This is a genomic window from Psychroserpens mesophilus (assembly GCF_000826645.1).
GTDB classification, from domain to species: Bacteria; Bacteroidota; Bacteroidia; order Flavobacteriales; family Flavobacteriaceae; genus Psychroserpens; species Psychroserpens mesophilus.
Genome location: NZ_JXJP01000001.1, coordinates 435,538 through 455,181, shown reverse-complemented (window position 1 = coordinate 455,181; position 19,644 = coordinate 435,538). Strand labels below are relative to the sequence as shown.

The window sequence follows — 19,644 nt, the reverse complement described above, 5'->3', positions numbered from 1 at the left end:
ATGAAACATTCAATCTTATTCTTAGTAATTACAACAGTGTGCCTCAGCTGTGGTAACGACGACACCATTTTGAACAGTGAAAGAACCTTACCTCCTATTACTCAAAACGGAGCCAATACATTTGGTTGCTATATAGATCAACTCCTTTTTATTCCCAGAGATGGAGACGGAACGTTTAGTACTAATGACAATGCAATGATATTTTGGGGAGGAGGAATTGATAATGATTATAATGAAATAGATGTTCACGATTATAATAGCGAAAAAACAGCAAGTCTTTTAATGCATATACAGGGACTACATGATAATGGAATCGCAAGCTACATAGTTAATGAATCAAATGGTCAAAACGGCATAGACGGTTTAAACCATACGTACATGCATTGTCGGGTTTGGCGAAAAGATGTTGGGAACTATCAAAACTATCTTTCCTATGAAAATTCCGGAAATATAACAATTACAAGTTTTAATTTAAATAGTGGCATAATATCAGGCACTTTTAGTGGTAGTGTTAGAAACTACCAAGAACCACATGACACCATTCAAATAACTCAAGGAAGATTTGACATAAATGGTTTTACCCTTCCAGATGCAAATTTTCAATAAACTAAAAAAGAGGCAAACTGCCATTTGCCTCTTTAAATAATTTTAATCAACATCATTTTATTAACTAAAATCTCTCAAAATTATGAAATTTTTTTATGTATTGACAGTAATTATGCTATTAAATTATGGCATGAACGCACAAACCAAGCTAGACTCCATGCTGGTCAATGTAAACCAATCCTCAGTAACTTCTGGTATTATTTATGAACGTGTTACACAGTTTGCAAACCTGTATAACTTTAACAAAGCAAACTATTCAAATTCTTCAGACTATAAATACTTCAGACAAGCATTAAATGAATTACACAACGCAAGCAATCACACAAGGCTTATAAGCCTTCAGGAATTAGAAAACAGAATTGCTAATACAATTCAAGATAATGAGGTGAATATTGCTATTCTAAATTCTCCCTTTCAGATTCTTAATTACAATTATGAAAACCAAGGTGAAGGAGGCTTAGTTCTGAATCAAACCACAGAACTGTTTGGGCAAATTCCTAATAAGCCCGCTTTTTATTCCATGCAAACGACCATAGTGGCTCCAACAAGATCCATTATAAAAGGCACGAATGTCACATTTAAATTTAATGCAGATTTATACTTGACCAATGGTGGAAATGGAATTAAGACATTGACTATTAATTTTGGTACAACTACCAATACTATTATTAGTGATGAAAATTTAATTCCTCAAAACATAACTGTGCCATATTATTCTAGTGGCACTAAAGAATTTACATGTCAAATAACTTTCAACGACAATTCGACATTAACCACAAAAGGTAATTTTTATTTCCATTATACACCTGCTAATCCATCTGTTAATAATGTTAACGGACTATGCACAGCTAGTGACCCAAGAGCCAAAGATGAATTTGTAATAGCTGATGAATCCTTCAAAGGTTATGAAATCAATGATCCCAGAATATTCCCTAGAATAGACTATCGAATTTTTTATGCTGATGAATCGTTTCATTCTGATTTAAATGTGTACAAACCAGTCATTATTATCGACGGATTTGATCCTGGTGATAAACGCAAAATTCAAGATTGCGATTGTGAAGATGACCCAGAATGTGCGGCAGCAAGTTTGTCAAATGGTGTTTTTGATCCTGACAAGCATCGCTCAATGACAGATCTTATGCATTATCAAAATGGAATTCAAACAGAAAATATTTTAGAGAAATTAAGGCTGCAAGGATACGACGTCATCATGGTCAATCAGCCAACCTATACAACAACCAACTTAGATAACAATCAGCTGGTAACCATTGATGGAGGTGCCTATTACATTGAAAGTAATGCGCTTGCATTGGTAGCACTCATCAAAAAAATAAAACTAAAGTTAGCAGAAGTCAATAGTACTGAAGAAATCGCTATTGTTGGCCCAAGTATGGGTGGACAAATTTCTAGATATGCTTTGGCATACATGGAAAAAAAATATGCAGAAACTAATGACCTAGACTGGGATCACAACACAGGTTTATGGGTCAGTGTTGATAGTCCACATCTGGGCGCAAATATTCCTCTTGGCGATCAGGCTTTAATTCATTTAATTAGTACGTTAGGAAGCAATGATGCTGCTAACAATTTCTATGTTAACCAATTGGGAAGTGTGGCAGCACGTCAACAATTAATTGAATTTCATCGAGATGTTCCCAATTTACATACTATAAATGAAAACAACTTGAATGGTAAAGTTGCTTCTCAAGGATTTCCTTCAGATGATGGTTCATTTTATTATAGAAATTACTATAATAATCAAGAAAATAACGGTCTCCCTAACTCACATGGCTATCCACAAAATCTAAGAAAAATTGCATTAGTAAACGGTTCTTTAACCGGAAAAACCATTGGCTACAATAGTGAAAATGTTTTGAATATCAGAGGATTTCAAAGGGTAGATATCGATCTCCTATTTGGATCAATAACATTTGATGTACATATTGCTAGTTTAGAAAGCTATTTCATGCCGTCTTTTGGTTCTGGGTATAAAAAAATAGCACGATTTAAAAAAGCTCCTTCCACAGAAATTATTCATAAATCACCTAACATTAACTCTAGGGACAATATGGACATTGTGCCAGGTGGTTGGTTTGGAGGACAAAATGATATTGCAAAATCTATATTAAGCACATATCCCATTAATAGTTCTAATGGAAGTTTCTGGGAAAATCCTTTGGGTAATTTAACTTACTGGCTATCGGGTGCTTTAGGAGACAGTCGATTTGAGTTACGTGATTTCAGACCAAATCATTCATTTATTCCTTCATTCTCTGCCATTGCTCACAAAAACCCTGATCAAAGTTGGTTAAATCCATTAGATTACAACTTAGTATGTGGAGACGACACCTATTTTGACAGCTATTTTGGACACGATGAAAATACACAACATACCAGTTTCACCAATAAAAGCGCTAATTGGTTATTTGAAGAATTAGCCGGAAATGAACAGCTACCATATTACCCATTATTTAATGATGACTTACAAGGCGACAATGCCTTTTGCGAAAATGAGGTGAGAACATTTTATTTTGGTTCGTGTAAATTGCCTTCAGATCCAACATGGTATGTTTCCAATAGCCTAGAAATTTTGGAAATAAACAATTCAAACTACAGTATAAAAGTAAAAGCGATTGGGACTGGAAGTGCTAATATTTCTGCTGTCATAGAGGACGGAAGAAGCTTCAGCAAAAACATTTTTATCGGTCAACCTGAGATTGCATCCATTGAAAAAGTTGATAAAATAAAAACAGGTCTTACAGATCCTATTGCAGCATTTAGTAGCTGTGACGACCTAGGAATACGACTAAATATGTTACCTTCTAATGATGAAATACTAGAAGTTGAGTGGCAACAAATATCCACTAATTTTCAGTGGACGACAAGCAATAATGAATTTGCCATTATAACACCTCAATGTAATGGAGAAATTCGTTTTAAAGTACGAATGAGAAATTATTGTGGTTGGTCTAAATGGAAGACTATTAAATATGATATTAAACATTGTACAAATATTTGTAATGACAGTAACTCTGGTAATATTACTAGTGATAATTTTGTAATCTTTCCAGTTCCTGCAGATTCCAATTTAAATGTAAAGTTAACAAATCAGCCAGCTGGTCTATTACAAAGTTCTGAAAGCTTAGTTCTAAAACTTTTTAACAGTTCAGGATGGATGGTATATGAAGCAAGTGCTACAGCTACTCTAACAACAATAAACGTAAACGGATTAGCTACAGGAGTTTATACGCTACTCATTATATATAATGGAGAAGTTGAAAGTCATCAGGTTGTCATTCAATAAAATAGAAAACTATTAAGACGCTAATATTTGTTAATCATTAAAAATTACTATATTTGCCGCTTGAAAGAGAAACTTTCAACGTACATAAAAATCATTTACAACAATATTAGCATGTATTTAAGTCAAAAAGAAAAAGAAGCCATCTTTAAAAAACATGGCAAAAATGCCAAAGACACTGGAACTGCAGAAGGTCAAATTGCATTATTTACTCACAGAATTAACCACTTAACTGAGCACTTAAAAAACAATCGTAAAGATTATAATACTGAGCGTTCATTAGTAAAGTTAGTAGGTAAGCGTCGTGCATTACTTGATTATTTAACTAAGAAAGATGTCCTAAGATATCGTGCCATAGTTAAAGAATTAGGATTAAGAAAATAATATTAAAGAGGCTTCGTGCCTCTTTTTTTTATACAACAACTCATACGATAGAGTCTAACAATCGTAAATAAGAAGCTAGATCCTAAAGAAAGTTTAGGACAAAAAGTTTTTCATTGGTCAAGGCTATCAAGCCAAACAACAACTACAACAACACAACGACCATTGTTTAACATTGTTCTGGCACAAACTAATAGTGCTAGAATTAGAATTAAAAAATTTATGATTCCAAAAGTTTTTAGAGAGGTCATTGACCTAGGTGATGGTAGAGAAATTTCTATCGAAACCGGAAAATTAGCAAAACAAGCTCATGGTAGTGTTGTTGTGCAATCTGGAAAATGCATGTTGTTATGTACAGTAGTTTCCAATTACAAACAAAGTCCAGTAGATTTTTTACCATTAACGGTAGATTACAGAGAAAAATTTGCTGCGGCAGGACGTTATCCTGGAGGTTTTTTCAAAAGAGAAGCAAGACCAAGTGATGGCGAAGTATTAACAATGCGTCTGGTAGACCGTGTATTACGTCCGTTATTCCCAAAAGATTATCATTCTGAAACACAGGTGATGATCCAATTAATGTCGCATGATGATGATGTTATGCCAGATGCCATGGCAGGATTAGCAGCTTCTGCTGCCATTCAATTATCTGATTTTCCATTTGAATGTCCAATTTCTGAAGCTAGAGTTGGTCGCGTAAATGGCGAGTTTGTTATCAATCCAACACGTTCACAACTATTAGAGTCTGACATCGATATGATGATTGGTGCTTCAGCAGATTCTGTAATGATGGTTGAAGGTGAGATGGATGAAATTTCTGAAGAAGAAATGACTGAAGCTATTAAATTTGCTCACGAAGCCATAAAAGTACAATGTGCTGCTCAGGTTAAATTAGCTGAAGCTTTTGGTAAAAAAGAAGTTCGTGAATACGAACCAGAAAGATCCGATGAAGATTTGGCAAAGAAAATTCACGATATGGCTTATGATAAAGTGTACGCTGTCGCAAAAGCTGGATCATCTAAACACGAAAGAAGTGCTGCATTTTCTGAAATTAAAGAAGAAATTTTAGCATCTTTTTCTGAGGAAGAGCAAGAAGATTTAAGTGAATTAATCTCTAAATATTACTACAAAGCTGAAAAGAATGCCATTAGAGACTTAACACTAAATGAAGGTTTACGTTTAGATGGACGTAAGACAACAGACATAAGACCAATTTGGTGTGAAGTAGATTACTTACCGTCAACTCATGGTTCTGCTATATTTACGCGTGGAGAAACGCAAGCTTTAGCCACAGTAACATTAGGTACATCTAGAGAAGCAAACCAAATAGACATGCCATCTTTTGAAGGTGAAGAGCGTTTCTATTTACACTATAACTTCCCTCCTTTTTCAACTGGTGAAGCAAGACCTATTCGTGGAACATCTCGTAGAGAAGTTGGTCACGGAAACTTAGCGCAACGCGCTTTAAAAGGAATGGTCCCTGAAGATTGTCCTTATACAGTACGTGTCGTTTCTGAAGTTTTAGAATCTAATGGTTCGTCTTCAATGGCAACTGTTTGTTCTGGTACAATGGCACTTATGGATGCTGGTGTTCAACTAAAGAAACCTGTTTCTGGTATTGCGATGGGATTAATTTCAGATGGAGATTCTGGCAAATATGCTGTATTATCTGATATTTTAGGTGATGAAGATCATTTAGGTGATATGGATTTTAAAGTCACTGGAACTGCAGATGGTATTACGGCTTGCCAAATGGATATCAAAGTAAAAGGTTTAAGCTATGAGATTTTAGTAAATGCTTTAAAACAAGCTCGTGATGGACGTTTACATATCTTAGAGAAATTGACTGATACTATTGCTGCTCCAAATGCAGACGTTAAAGGTCATGCTCCTAAAATGGTTACTAGACGAATTCCTAATGAATTTATTGGTGCTTTAATTGGTCCTGGAGGAAAAGTCATTCAAGAATTACAAAAAGAAACCAATACCACTATTGTGATTAATGAAGACCCTGTTACAGAAGAAGGTATTGTTGAAATTTTAGGTGTAGGAAATGAAGGTATTGATGCTGTACAAGCGAAGATTGATTCTTTATTATTCAAACCTGAAGTTGGAAGCATTTACGAAGTGAAAGTCATTAAAATGTTAGATTTTGGCGCAGTTGTAGAATATACTGAAGCGCCAGGAAATGAAGTCTTATTACACGTAAGTGAATTGGCTTGGGAACGTACCGAAAATGTCTCTGATGTTGTAAACATGGGCGATGTTTTTGATGTAAAGTATTTTGGAATCGATTCTAGAACTCGTAAAGAGAAAGTATCTCGTAAAGCAATTTTACCAAAACCTGAAGGTTTTAAAGAAAGACCACCAAGAGATGACAAACGTTCTGGTGGACGAGATAACAACAGAGGACGTGATAATCGTGGACGTGATAACAGACGTGATGATCGCAAACCAAGAGAAGATAAGAAAGACGATTAATTAATCGAACTATATAAAAAAGCCTCACATAATAATGTGAGGCTTTTTTTTATTTTTAAACGCAACCTTTTTATTGTTTCGTAGACTACTAATTAAATGATCGACAATAACGTCGTTAATGAAAAATCTTTATCTTATGAAATTAACATTTAAAATTTTAATTTGTTTGTCACTATTATTAGTATCGTGTACAAACGATGAAAATACAGAAGTAATTCCTGTAAATCCGAAAAGTGTAACTAATTGCGAATTAACTATTGAACCAGACACTTTGGTGTCGATATGCGCAAATGGAACAGATTTTGCCTTGCGAAATGAGATTATAACTTTTGCTTCAACTTTCTATTCCAAAAACGACAGTCCTGCTGATTCAGAATTTTTTTGGACTATAGAATCTGGCAATATGGAAATTATAAATATTGAAAACTCACATGATGGATTTATGGCGAAATCAATAGTTACAGTTAAATTTAATTTCGATTTTTCGGGGAATGGAATTATTCAAGTTCATGCAAGTTCTGGTAATTCTGAAGCGTTTACTGAACTTTTCGTAGAATTGGAACAGATATAAAAACGTGTGTAACGAATTGTTAATTTTCGCCTATTCAAATAATGCAGTGAAGTAATTTAAATTCACTTTCTTTTAATAATTTAGGTCTAGTCAACTTAACTAATCATACACGTACCAAACAAGAATTTGTGTTGACTTAGTTTTAGAAGAATATTGTGATTGATTTATTGGAATTCAACGATAAATATGTAAGTCCGATTTTTTGTAGAAGATCTAGATTTTCAAATTATAACAATGCAGGCTAAGAAAAATCTAAATAATGTTAAAGAAATCAAGACTTTTTTAATACAAACCATTTGTAAATTATAGCATTTGAACCTAAACGAATTAATAAAGCTCTGTAAGAAAAACAATATAAATGCACAAAGTGAATTATATAAATTATATAAGAATTCACTCTATTCATTATGCTTAAAATATTCGAAAAACAAAGAAGACGCACAAGATACACTACAAGAATCATTTATAACAATTTTTAAGAGTATGAAAAAATTCAAAGGTATCGGCTCTTTTGAAGGTTGGATGAAGCGTATAACAATTAATAAAGCAATTGATAAATATAAAAGTGAAAGCTTTATAAATGTTATAGTAAATGAAGAAAACCTACAAGAAAACGACACATCTATTCGAGAATTTGAAATACCTCTTGACAAAATATTAATTCTAATTCAGGAACTACCAAGTAGATATAGACTTGTATTTAACCTTTATGAGTTAGATCATTTTTCGCATAAAGAAATCTCAAAAATGCTTTCAATATCAGAAGGCACTTCAAAATCAAATTTGCATAGAGCTAAACTAATTCTGAAAGATAAAATTAGAACACTTGAAGCTTCTCCAAACAATAAAATAAAAACTAGTAATGGAAATTAAAAAAGATATTGGCAGAGCCTTTGAGGAACATTTAACGAACTTAAATGAATCTCCCGATGACCTTGTTTGGAAAAACATTGAAGAAGAACTAAAGAAAGAAAAAAAACATAGATATATAATTCCTATTTGGCTGAGATATGCCAGCATTGGTGCAATTCTAGTCATTTTGATTCTAAACCGTAATAACTCACCTACTCAAATTAAATCAAATTACATAATTAAAGAAGAACATCAAAAAACACCAATAACAGAATCACCTGTAACTGGAACATCAATAACTGAAACACCAATTACTGTAACACTAAAAACAGATAAAAAAAATCAATACAGTAATGATGACATTACACAACAAAATACAATATATGCCTCAGAAAAGCGCCAGAAAAAAAACATTAAGAGTTATTCTTATTCATTAAGAAAAGAGGAAAAATCAGCATCTACATATCAAAATAGCAAACAGGGAAACAATTCTTCTTCTAAAACTATTAACTCAGTAAATCACATAAATACATCTATTAAGAACTTGTCGCAATCTTATTCTAAACTTAATATAGTTGAAGTAGATTCTCAGGTCACTTCCAATAAAACATCCGAATTATCAAAAACAAATGAGTCAGCTGAAGAAGCTATACAAAAAGCGGAAAATAAACATGAAACTGAAAAAGATTCGGTTTCAAATTCTCAAACAACGAACAAATGGAGTATTTATCCTAACATATCATTAATCTCTTACAACGGTTTTAATGAGACTTTTAAGGATAATATTAGTGTAAATTATGGTGTTCTTTTAAAATACCATATTTCAGAAAAAGGAAGTCTGAGGTTTGGAGTATCTAAATTAGATTTACAACACACTTATGAAGTTGATAAGGTTTCAATAACACAAGAAGTGAGTTATATTGAAATTCCATTAGAATTCAACTACACTTTGTCAAAAAAGAAAATTCAAACTTCTGTAATCGGCGGCTTTAGTTACTTTTTAATTACTGATGCTCATCAAAAATCATTAAATGAAAACAATAACCTTATACACTCAAAGAATAAGGATGAGTTTAATTCTTCGACTATGTCTTTTAATTTAGGTGTAAATTTTAACACTAAGATCTACAACAATTTTTATTTAAATATAGAGCCTGTTTTGAAATATCAGCTTTCACCATACACTGCTTCCGCAGACTATAACCCTTATTTAATTTCAATTAGTTCTGGAATTGAATATAAATTTTAACACGTAGCTAGAAAAATTACTTTACAATAAGAAAAATCTAACTGAAAATCTTAAATAAATATTAAAAAAAGTCCAAAGCTAAATTACTAACGTACTTCAAGTATTAACAATTCTATAATAGCTAATATATAAGATGGACAACAAACAAACGCTACAACAAAAAATTTACTCAAATTTAGAATTACATAAAACACAATTTAAATCCCTTATAAATACCTTAAACAGTAGATTACAGGAATCTTCAAATCGCAGAAACATATTAGTCTTAGCTAGTACCTTTCTAATGATTAGTATTGGCATCTATTTTTTCAGTGTCTTTCACAATGATTTGAACACCATTAATACTAATCAAAAATCGGTTTGGGTAATGTCCTTTATTACCATAGCGACGTGTATTACAGTTTTTAAAGTATTACTGTTCTTATTTATGCTGTATCAATATGTCAAATATAAGCCTGTAGCCTCAGTGACTAACGAAGAACTTCCTACATGTACTATCATTGTTCCAGCATATAATGAAGGTAAACAAGTTTGGGATACCTTAATGAGTTTAGTAGACAGCGATTACCCAAAACACAAACTGGAATTACTAGCTATAGATGATGGAAGCAAAGATGATACATGGGAATGGATGCTAAAAGCAAAAGAGCAACTTGGAGACCGATTGGTTATTCTTCAACAACCAGAAAACCAAGGCAAACGACATGCGCTTTACAGAGGGTTCAACTTAGGTACCGGAGACATATTTGTAACTGTTGACAGTGATTCAATTGTAACTTCAAACACACTCAGAAATCTCGTAAGCCCCTTTGTGAAAAATGAAGATTGTGGTGCTGTGGCAGGAAACATTAGAGTTTTAAATAATAAAAAAGAGATTTTTCCAAAAATGCTGGATGTAAGTTTTGTGCTGAGTTTTGAATTTGTACGGTCTGCTGAAAGTAATTTGAATTCAGTATTGTGTACGCCTGGCGCATTAGCCGCATACCGAAAAACAGCTGTTTACAATTGTTTACCTGAATGGATTAACCAAACCTTTATGGGAAAACCATCAGATATTGGTGAAGATCGAGCGATGACAAATATGATTTTAAAGCAAGGAAAACATGTATTATTTCAAAGAAATGCTGTTGCTTATACAAATGTCCCTGAAGAATACACTGGTTTATATAAAATGTTTATTAGATGGGGAAGAAGCAATGTTAGAGAGAATCTTGAAATGACAAAATACATTTTTAAAAATTTCAGAAAAGGTGATAAATCTGGAATACGATTGCTATTTATGAGTCAGTTTTTAGAGATGATAATGAGCTATCCATTTTTAATAGTCATGGCATTATTTATTGCCACTCATCCGTTATTGTTTTTAGGATCTACTTTAGCTAGTATATTAATCCTATCCTCATTTTCAGTAGTGTTTTATTCATATCACTATAAAATTTCGGAGTCAATTTGGGCTTATACATATAGTATCCTATACACCTTCGGATTGTTTTGGATTACACCTTATGCCATTGCAACAGCAGGAAAAAGAGGTTGGCTTACTCGTGATTTGACGCCAAAAGCATTAACTTAATTCATTTGATTTAAATCTTCCGATGAATTCATCTTTGTAGTCATCAAAGGTTGAACAGGTTAAAAATTTGTTTTTCTCATTATTTTTCGTATATTATTAGCTATGATACACGAAGACAAAGAAAAATACAAAGACATTTTAGAAAACTCAGTAGATTATTTGGAACAGCATGGTTTCGAAGACATTAAAGCTGACACTGAAGGTTACGAAACACCAAAATCATTTACAAAAAAGGGAAGTGATATAAGTATTACGCCCGACATCGTAGCGATGAAAAATGGAAGAAAGCATTATTTCGATATCAGTCTTAAAAGTGAAAAACCTAAATTATTAAAATCTAAATGGTTATTTCTAAACACTTTAACAGCATTAAAATCACATCATTTCAAATTAATCACCACAAAAGGTCATTATAAATTTACCAACGAAATGCTCGATGATATTAATATGAACAATAAAAGCTTAATCAAAATTTAAATTAATTTTAATTTTCTTGTAACATTTTTTGTACTTACTACGTATAACTATATAGTACAATACATTTACCCAAATTTAAAGGAGATATATAGATGAGACAACTAAAAATTACGAAGCAGGTTACTAATAGAGAAACTGCGTCGTTAGACAAGTATTTACAAGAAATTGGAAAAGTTGATTTAATTACTGCCGATGAAGAAGTAGAATTAGCACAACGAATCAAAGCGGGTGATCAAGTAGCTTTAGAAAAATTAACTAAAGCAAATCTTCGTTTCGTGGTTTCTGTAGCTAAACAATATCAGAATCAGGGATTAACATTACCTGATTTAATTAATGAAGGTAATTTAGGTCTAATTAAAGCAGCACAGCGATTTGATGAAACTCGTGGATTCAAATTTATTTCTTATGCCGTTTGGTGGATACGTCAATCCATACTTCAGGCCTTGGCTGAACAATCTCGTATTGTGCGTTTACCTTTAAACAAAATTGGATCTATCAATAAAATTAATAAGACATTTGCCTTTTTAGAGCAAAGTCATGAGCGTCCACCAAGTGCAGAGGAAATTGCAAAAGAGTTAGATATGACCATTAATGATGTAAAGGAGTCTATGAAAAACTCTGGTCGTCACGTATCTATGGATGCGCCTCTAGTTGAAGGTGAAGATTCAAACCTTTACGATGTATTGCGAAGTGGTGAGTCTCCAAATCCTGATAAAGATTTATTACATGAATCGTTACGCACTGAAATTGAACGTGCTTTAGAAACCTTAACACCTCGTGAAGCTGATGTTATTCGTTTGTATTTTGGTCTTGGTAATCAACATCCAATGACCTTAGAAGAAATCGGAGAAACATTCGATTTGACTCGCGAACGTGTACGTCAGATTAAAGAAAAAGCTATCAGACGACTAAAACATACGTCTAGAAGTAAAATTTTAAAAACATATTTAGGTTAGTAATTGACACTTTTTACGACCTAATAAAAGCAACAAACAGTTAAAAATAACTGTTCGTTTTTTGATTGATGAAAGAACCCACGGCTGATTACCGTGGGTTTGTTTTTTTATCCTATTTTTGCAAAAAACAACATATGTCTTCAAAACTTATTGCTCCATCAATTTTAGCAGCCGATTTCGCTAACCTTCAACGTGATATAGAAATGGTAAATTCAAGTGAAGCTGATTGGTTTCATATTGATATCATGGATGGTGTATTTGTTCCAAATATATCTTTTGGAATGCCAGTTTTGCAGGCAATTACGACTCATGCAAAAAAGCTTGTGGATGTACATTTAATGATTGTTGATCCAGATCGATACATTTCAACGTTTGCTAAACTTGGAGCCAATAATCTAACAGTGCATTATGAAGCTTGTACACATCTTCATAGAACACTTCAGGCAATCAAAGCTGAAGGTATGCAAGCTGGAGTCGCTTTAAATCCGCACACTCCTGTGTCTCTACTAGGAGATATCATCAATGATATTGATTTGGTATGCTTAATGAGTGTTAACCCTGGATTTGGAGGTCAGAGCTTTATTGAAAATACGTATTCAAAAGTTACTGAACTAAAAGCATTGATTACCAAAAAAGGTGCATCTACAAAAATTGAGATTGATGGTGGTGTCACCAATAAAAATGCAAAGCAACTTATTGAAGCTGGTGCAGACGTATTAGTTGCTGGAAGCTATGTATTTAAAAGTGAGAATCACAAAGAAACTATAAAAGCCTTAAAAACTTTAGCTAATAGTTAAACTTTACTTCCATAACCATAACCATAGCCGTAATTGTATCCATAACCATAAGATCTGCTAGCACCAACGCCGTTGATTACATAAGCCATATTTTTAATCTTACCTAATTCAAATAACTCTTCAGAGAATGAAAGAATCTTTTTCTCTGTGTAATTGGCTCTGGAGATATACACTGTGACATCAGCTAATTGAGAAATTAACATCGTATCTGTAACCAAAACAGTTGGAGCTGTATCGACAATAATATAGTCATAAATTTCTTTCGCTTCTTCAATAAGAGTTTTAAACCTTCCATTAGTAAGTAAACTGGTCGGGTTTGGAGGAATATTACCAGAGAGTAAGATGTCGTGAAATTCATGCTTTTCAAATCCTTTGATAAGGGTATCCTTCCAAGCTACATCTTTATCATGTAAATAATCTGATAGTCCAACAGTGTTTTTATCAAAATTTGTATGTGTATGAATTTGAGGATTTCGTAAATCGGCTCCTATAAGCAGTACCTTTTTATTCATACTAGACAAAGCTAGAGACAAATTGATACTAATAAATGTTTTTCCTTCTCCTTTGATCGTCGAAGTACAATAAATCACTTTGCCTTTTTCGTCTTCACTAACAGGAAGCAAGTAATTGACATTAGAACTTAAAATCCTAAAGGATTCAGCTAAAACCGTTCTATCATTAGGGTCAGCAAAAACAGCTTTTTCCTTTTTATTAATATCAGGGATTTCAGCAATGATTGGAATTTTATTATTGAATTTTAAAATGTCTTCTTTACCGTGAATTTTAGTATCCAACATAAAAAACAAGTACAATATTGTAAAAGGCACAAGCAATCCTCCTAAAATTGCTGCTGCATAAGCTACATTAGGTTTTGGAGTTATAGGACTTCTAGATGATAAAGCATAATCAACTACTTTTATAGAAGGCTCTACAATAGCTAAGTTTATAGCCGCTTCTTCTCGTTTTTGTAGTAAATAAAGATATAAACTTTCTTTAATCATTTGCTGACGCTCAATAGCTCTCAGTAATTTTTCCTTTTCAGGTATTTGTGATACTCTGCCTGCAAACTTTCGATTTCTGTTTCTTAATTGGCCTTGTATTACATTTAATTGTTGTAAATAAGCACTTAAAGACTCTGATATATTAGATTTTGCATCGTTAATTTGTGTTTGAGTAAATTTCACAGTTGGATTGTTCTCTCCTCCACTTCTAATGAGTTTATCACGTTCTAGAATTGCCGAATTGTATTCATTAATTATAGAATTTATATCACCACTTTCAAGACCAATATTAGCTGGCAGTAAACCATCTCCGTTCTTACCATTAATGGTCTCTTGAAGCATCTCAGCAATTACAATCTGACGCTCCACTTTAAATACTTCATCGTCTGATTGAGATCGCTCTTCAAGACCTAACGACGAATCTAAAGTTAGATCTACTATATTATTCCGTTCTTTAAATTCTTTCCGACCAACTTCAATTGAATCCAGTTCACTCGCCAGATAAAAAAAACGGTCATCAATAAAATCTAAGGTACGTTGAGACACCAATTGCCTGTCTTTGATACCATCCTTATTAAAAACGTCTATAAGCGTATTTAAAATACGCTCTGAAAGCAATTTACTTTCTCCCTTCATTGACAAGTTTAACAGATCACTTTCTTCACCTACAAGTCCTATTTCAAGACTTGATTTTAACCTTAATGTGGCATCCTTTAACGGATTAAAGTTTACAATATAACGTTTACCTATAACATCTGCTTTAGACGCTTCATCATCAAATCTTATTTGGAATGGTAAATCGTTTACAACTTCAAAGCTGTCATGATTAGGTATGACAACCACCTGTTCTGTTCTTGTATGTGTAATTTCAAAACTGCTTTTCTTAACATCAATAATGTAAGATCTTACACCGACAATACTATCAGCTGCCATACTCTGCTCGAAATAAAAAGGCAATTCTGCTATTTGAGCTGTCTGTATAGTACCTTCTTCATAAAATGAGGTATTCAGTTTTAATTCTTTTGCGACTTCTTCTAAAATAATATAGGAATTAAGAACCTCTATTTCGTTTGCTAAGTTAATGTTAGAACGCTTAAAGATAAACGCTGCTGTAGGAAGTGCTAATCCGTCAGACTCGTCTAAAACTTTTATTTTAGCCGAAGTTTGATATATTCTAGGGGCATACCTTATATAAATGTAAGCACTTATGAGGGTAATAATTAATGTCAATAGAAACCAAGGCCAATACCTGAGGTATTTTCTAAACTCTTGTTTTAAGTTCGACTTATCATCTTCTAAATTGGTAAAGCCAGTATTTTGTGGAGTATTCATAACTATCGTGACAATATAATGATGGAACTTAAAGCCACAGTAGCAACTGCCAACAAAGTAGTTAGACCAGTAACATAGCCTGAATTCGTTACCCTTGGTTTGTTTTGGTTGACAATAATTGTATCGTTAGGTTTGATGTAGAAGTACTCTGAATTCATAAAGTCTGTATTTGTCAAATTAATATGGGTAATCGTACGCACACCATCAACATCTCTGGTAATAATTACATCATCTCGTTTACCATTTATTGTTAAATCTCCTGCATAGCCAAGAGCTTGCAGAAGAGTAATGTTCTGTTCTGAAAAATTATAGGTGCCTGGCTGATTTACTTCTCCCAAAACTGTTACTTTTGCATTGACCACACGAACTCTTACTGTAGGATTCTTTAAATGGCCTCCCTCTACCAATAAATCCTTGATTTTTACTTCTGCTTCATTCATTGTAAGATTGGCGAGCGCTATTTCTCCTAAAACCGGAAAAATTATATTACCTTCTTCAGAGACCAAGTACCCATCCAGTTGAAAAGCTAGAAGACTAAATTGATTAGCATTCGTTACTTTATTATATGGCTGTGCTGCCTCTGGCACTAAGGTCTCTACATCTATTTTTAAAATGTCATTAGGCTGTATCGTTGTTTGTTGAAAATTAATTTGAGCAGTATTATTTTCTCCTGCATCTTGTATATACCATATGTCCTTTTTTGATGCACAAGAAGACAACATTAAGACACATAAAAATACGACAAAATTTAACTTCATAATTCAATAAATATGTTAAGAACGCAAATATAACCTATTTAAACAAACCACAAAGTAATCTACATCATGAGATGTCACACTTTTATACTTTTTTTATTCTTATTCATAACTCTAATGATTATGAAAGGTAAGCAATACAATGTCGAACCATAAATTAAAAGCAAGCCTATTTGCGTGTTTAAATTTAAGTGAAGCATTTGAAAGGCAATAATCACAATTAACAGATTCACAAAAACTATGGTAAATGTGGTTTGAACATGTGAAAATCCAGCCTGAATAAAACGATGATGAATGTGATTTTTATCAGCTTCGAACGGACTTTTTTTCAGAATAATTATTCGAATAATAAAAATTCTCAAGGTATCGATAAGGGGAAAAAACAACATCGCAAATGCCAAAGCAGGTGATGCTCTATAATATTCTGAATCAATATTTGTTTGCGATTGAGAGATAAAACTAATTGTAAAAAAGGCGATTAAAAACCCCACAATCATTGAACCTGTGTCTCCCATGAAAATTTTATTCTTAGAGGAAAAATTTAGCCGTAAAAATGCCAGTAATGCTCCTATAAGTGCTACTGATATGGTAGCAAGACTTAAGGCTCCAGAATTATAAAAAAGTATAGAAAAAATTACGCTGATTAACAATGCAATACATCCAGCCAGTCCATCAACACCATCAATAAGATTGTATGCATTAATAACCAGTATATAAACAAACAATGTAAAACCTATAGACACCCAGTATGGGAGTATATCTACGTCAAAAATTTTTGAGAAACCTATGATTCTAGTATCCGTAAAAACAATTAATAATAAAGCTGCAAACAATTGCCCAATAAACTTTTTACGTGCTGAGAGCACAGTCAAGTCATCTTTAAGTCCCAGAAAAAAAAGGATGGTTAAACCTCCCATAACTAATAGCAACACTTTAGTGTTAAGCATTGCTCCAACAATAGTCATCACCACTACTAAACTGAAAAAGATTCCAATGCCACCTAAAGTGGGCGTGATATTAGAGTGCATACTTCTACTATCAGGCTCATCCATGAGATGTTTTTCTTTAGCCACATATAAAATCGTTGGAAAGGTTTGATATGCAATAGCAAATGCTAACACAAACGCACACAAAAGCCATATAAATGGACTGTTTTCCGGATTAAAATTTTCAAGTAATGTTTTAATCATACGTAGAATACGATATATTGATACATCATATTTTTAATTAATAGCACTCGCAAGATACAAATTTAAAAACTAACAAATATAATCTTTCATCTTTTGGAAGATAATAACAAAGACTTTTTATTCACCTAATACTAAGGTAACATTTCTTTTAGTACCTTAATAATCCTTATAGCTGTTTGGCCATCCCATAATGGAATATCATTTCCTTTTTTCCAATTTCCAGAAAACAATTTATCCAAATATGGCTTTAAGTGTTTTGGATTTGTACCTACCAACTCATTAGTACCCAAAGTAATTGTTTCTGGTCGTTCGGTATTATCTCTAAGCGTTAAACAAGGTACTCGAAGTATTGAAGCTTCTTCAGTAATTCCTCCAGAATCTGTAATAACAGCTTTGGCTCTTTCTACCAAATAATTGAATTCCAAATAACTTAAAGGTTCAACGGTATGCAATCGAGGATGGTTAATATGAAGTCGTTCTAATATTTTAGCTGTTCTGGGATGCACAGGAAAAACCAGAGGTAAATCTTGTGTATGCGCTATGATTTCATCTATCATATCTTTGAGCTGTGACTCTTCATCCACGTTTGCTGGTCTGTGAAGCGTCATCACAATATAATGACCATCAGAAAGGTTTAAATCATTCCAAACCTGAGGCTTTTTAAAGTTTGGTTGCTGTTTTAATAAAGTATCAATCATCGTGTTTCCAACGAAAAAAATCTGATCTTCGGCAACACCACTTTTTTTCAAATTTACATTAGCCGTTTCAGACGTTGTAAAAAAGTAATTCGTGATACTATCTGTAACCAACCTGTTAATTTCTTCAGGCATGGTCCAGTCGTCTGAACGAATTCCGCCTTCAACATGTGCGACTTTAGTATGCAATTTTTGAGCGACTAAAGCACAAGCCATTGTTGACGTTACATCACCTACAACTAACACTAAATCTGCAGGATTGGCAATTAATTCTTTTTCGAAACTCATCATAATATTTGCCGTCTGCTCTGCTTGTGAACCTCCACTACACTCTAAATTAACGTGAGGTTCAGGAATTTCAAGTTGTTCAAAAAAACTACCAGACATGTTTGTGTCATAGTGCTGACCAGTATGAACTAACCTGTAATCTATATTGAATCCTTCGTTTTTAGCGTTTTGTATGGCATGAATAATTGGCGCAATTTTCATGAAATTTGGTCTTGCTCCAGCTATTATCGTAATATTATGCATTGCTTATTGTTTTCTTTTAAATGTTAGTTCTATAATACAATTATTTTTCATCACTTCTCCAATTGAAGTATAATTTTCTATGTCCGTTCTTAGTTTACATCCGATTAGCCTTATTGTGCTGTGTATAAAATCGTACCTTCATCAACTAACATCTTGGTCCCTAATTTATTTGACAAATCTTTAGCTCCAACGCTATTCAAATGTGATAAATCTTTAAATACATTTTTGTTATTGTTTAAACTTATCGTATCCATTTTAAAATTATTAAACAATTTGCCTATTTTATATTTAAACACATCGGTTTCTTTCTTAATAAGTGATTTACTCTCGATATTTACTAATTTAGAATGGTATGGTAATTCTAAAAATGAAACTTTACAGTTTTTCCTAATCAGATTTTTAATCCCAATAAGATAAAGGTCTTGCTTTTGTTCTAAAAAAGTTGGGACTTCTCGATAATAATCTTCAAAGTGAGATATTGGTAAGCCAATTTCCATAGAATCTGAATAAGCAAATAACTCAGACGTTTCAGAAATATTTCGTTTAGGTTTTATGTTTAGCTTAATAATTGAATAAATTTCATTAATTGAATAATCTTCATTATACATTTTTTTTAATGCCCAGAAAGATAATCCAGTACGATTAAAATCATTTTCTTTTCTCCGGATTTGAACAAGTTTTGAAACTGAAACAATAACTTCAGAATTTTCTGGAACCTGCTCAGTAAATAATAAAAAATCGTAAATACCAGCTCCAGGAATTGCTGAAGTATATACCTTTTTTTCTAATTTATTTGATAATTCTTTTACATCAATACCGTAATAAGCTTGAGAATCTCCCCAAATAAAAACTGCATTTTGATTACTAAATTTATTATTCAAATAGGTATTATAACA

General features: G+C 32.7%; 16 protein-coding genes. 11 read left to right on the top strand and 5 right to left on the bottom strand.

Annotation, left to right across the window (positions count from 1 at the left end; all coding sequences use genetic code 11):
• The 11 genes from TD18_RS01935 (at position 1) to rpe (ending at position 13,244) form a co-directional block, all read left to right on the top strand.
• Entirely contained in the window at positions 1-606 is a 606-nt protein-coding gene (locus TD18_RS01935; RefSeq protein ID WP_040247687.1) for a hypothetical protein, read from the top strand.
• Positions 607-688: 82 nt separating this feature from the next.
• On the top strand, positions 689-3,913 hold the full coding sequence (locus TD18_RS01930; protein ID WP_084205813.1) for a T9SS type A sorting domain-containing protein: 3,225 nt from the start codon (positions 689-691) through the stop codon (positions 3,911-3,913).
• A gap of 111 nt (positions 3,914-4,024) precedes the next feature.
• A complete protein-coding gene (gene rpsO, locus TD18_RS01925) occupies positions 4,025-4,294 on the top strand; it encodes a 30S ribosomal protein S15 (protein WP_040247682.1) in 270 nt (89 codons plus the stop codon).
• Positions 4,295-4,513: 219 nt separating this feature from the next.
• The gene (locus tag TD18_RS01920) at positions 4,514-6,769 is read left to right on the top strand and encodes a polyribonucleotide nucleotidyltransferase (RefSeq protein WP_040247679.1); all 2,256 of its coding nucleotides are present in this window, start codon (positions 4,514-4,516) and stop codon (positions 6,767-6,769) included.
• Positions 6,770-6,905: 136 nt separating this feature from the next.
• Positions 6,906-7,340 (top strand): hypothetical protein, encoded by a 435-nt coding sequence (locus TD18_RS01915; protein ID WP_040247677.1) that lies wholly within the window; start codon positions 6,906-6,908, stop codon positions 7,338-7,340.
• Between the two features lie 312 nt (positions 7,341-7,652).
• A complete protein-coding gene (locus TD18_RS01910; RefSeq protein ID WP_040247675.1) occupies positions 7,653-8,213 on the top strand; it encodes an RNA polymerase sigma factor in 561 nt (186 codons plus the stop codon).
• On the top strand, positions 8,203-9,441 hold the full coding sequence (locus TD18_RS01905) for a porin family protein (RefSeq protein WP_040247673.1): 1,239 nt from the start codon (positions 8,203-8,205) through the stop codon (positions 9,439-9,441). Before TD18_RS01910 ends, TD18_RS01905 begins: the two co-directional genes overlap by 11 nt.
• A 133-nt stretch (positions 9,442-9,574) precedes the next feature.
• Positions 9,575-11,014 (top strand): glycosyltransferase, encoded by a 1,440-nt coding sequence (locus tag TD18_RS01900; protein ID WP_040247671.1) that lies wholly within the window; start codon positions 9,575-9,577, stop codon positions 11,012-11,014.
• Between the two features lie 102 nt (positions 11,015-11,116).
• A complete protein-coding gene (locus TD18_RS01895) occupies positions 11,117-11,491 on the top strand; it encodes a hypothetical protein (RefSeq protein WP_040247669.1) in 375 nt (124 codons plus the stop codon).
• A gap of 92 nt (positions 11,492-11,583) precedes the next feature.
• Positions 11,584-12,447: a sigma-70 family RNA polymerase sigma factor gene (locus tag TD18_RS01890; RefSeq protein ID WP_040247666.1), complete on the top strand. Its 864-nt coding sequence runs from the start codon at positions 11,584-11,586 to the stop codon at positions 12,445-12,447.
• Positions 12,448-12,581: 134 nt separating this feature from the next.
• Complete coding sequence (gene rpe, locus TD18_RS01885) at positions 12,582-13,244, top strand: ribulose-phosphate 3-epimerase (protein ID WP_040247665.1); 663 nt, start codon at positions 12,582-12,584, stop codon at positions 13,242-13,244.
• Here rpe and TD18_RS01880 read toward each other — a convergent pair.
• The 5 genes from TD18_RS01880 to TD18_RS01860 all read right to left on the bottom strand — a co-directional run bounded on the left by TD18_RS01880 (position 13,241) and on the right by TD18_RS01860 (position 19,629).
• Positions 13,241-15,577, bottom strand: coding sequence for a GumC family protein (locus tag TD18_RS01880; protein WP_052461002.1), 2,337 nt, complete (start codon positions 15,575-15,577; stop codon positions 13,241-13,243). The two genes, rpe and TD18_RS01880, sit on opposite strands and share 4 nt — an antisense overlap.
• A gap of 2 nt (positions 15,578-15,579) precedes the next feature.
• Positions 15,580-16,335, bottom strand: a complete 756-nt coding sequence (locus tag TD18_RS01875) for a polysaccharide biosynthesis/export family protein (protein WP_040247663.1) — start codon at positions 16,333-16,335, stop codon at positions 15,580-15,582.
• 74 nt (positions 16,336-16,409) lie between these two features.
• Positions 16,410-17,522: an MraY family glycosyltransferase gene (locus TD18_RS01870; RefSeq protein WP_052461001.1), complete on the bottom strand. Its 1,113-nt coding sequence runs from the start codon at positions 17,520-17,522 to the stop codon at positions 16,410-16,412.
• A gap of 131 nt (positions 17,523-17,653) precedes the next feature.
• Positions 17,654-18,748 (bottom strand): non-hydrolyzing UDP-N-acetylglucosamine 2-epimerase, encoded by a 1,095-nt coding sequence (gene wecB, locus TD18_RS01865; RefSeq protein WP_040247661.1) that lies wholly within the window; start codon positions 18,746-18,748, stop codon positions 17,654-17,656.
• Between the two features lie 110 nt (positions 18,749-18,858).
• Complete coding sequence (locus TD18_RS01860) at positions 18,859-19,629, bottom strand: hypothetical protein (protein WP_152611287.1); 771 nt, start codon at positions 19,627-19,629, stop codon at positions 18,859-18,861.
• Positions 19,630-19,644: the final 15 nt, after the last annotated feature.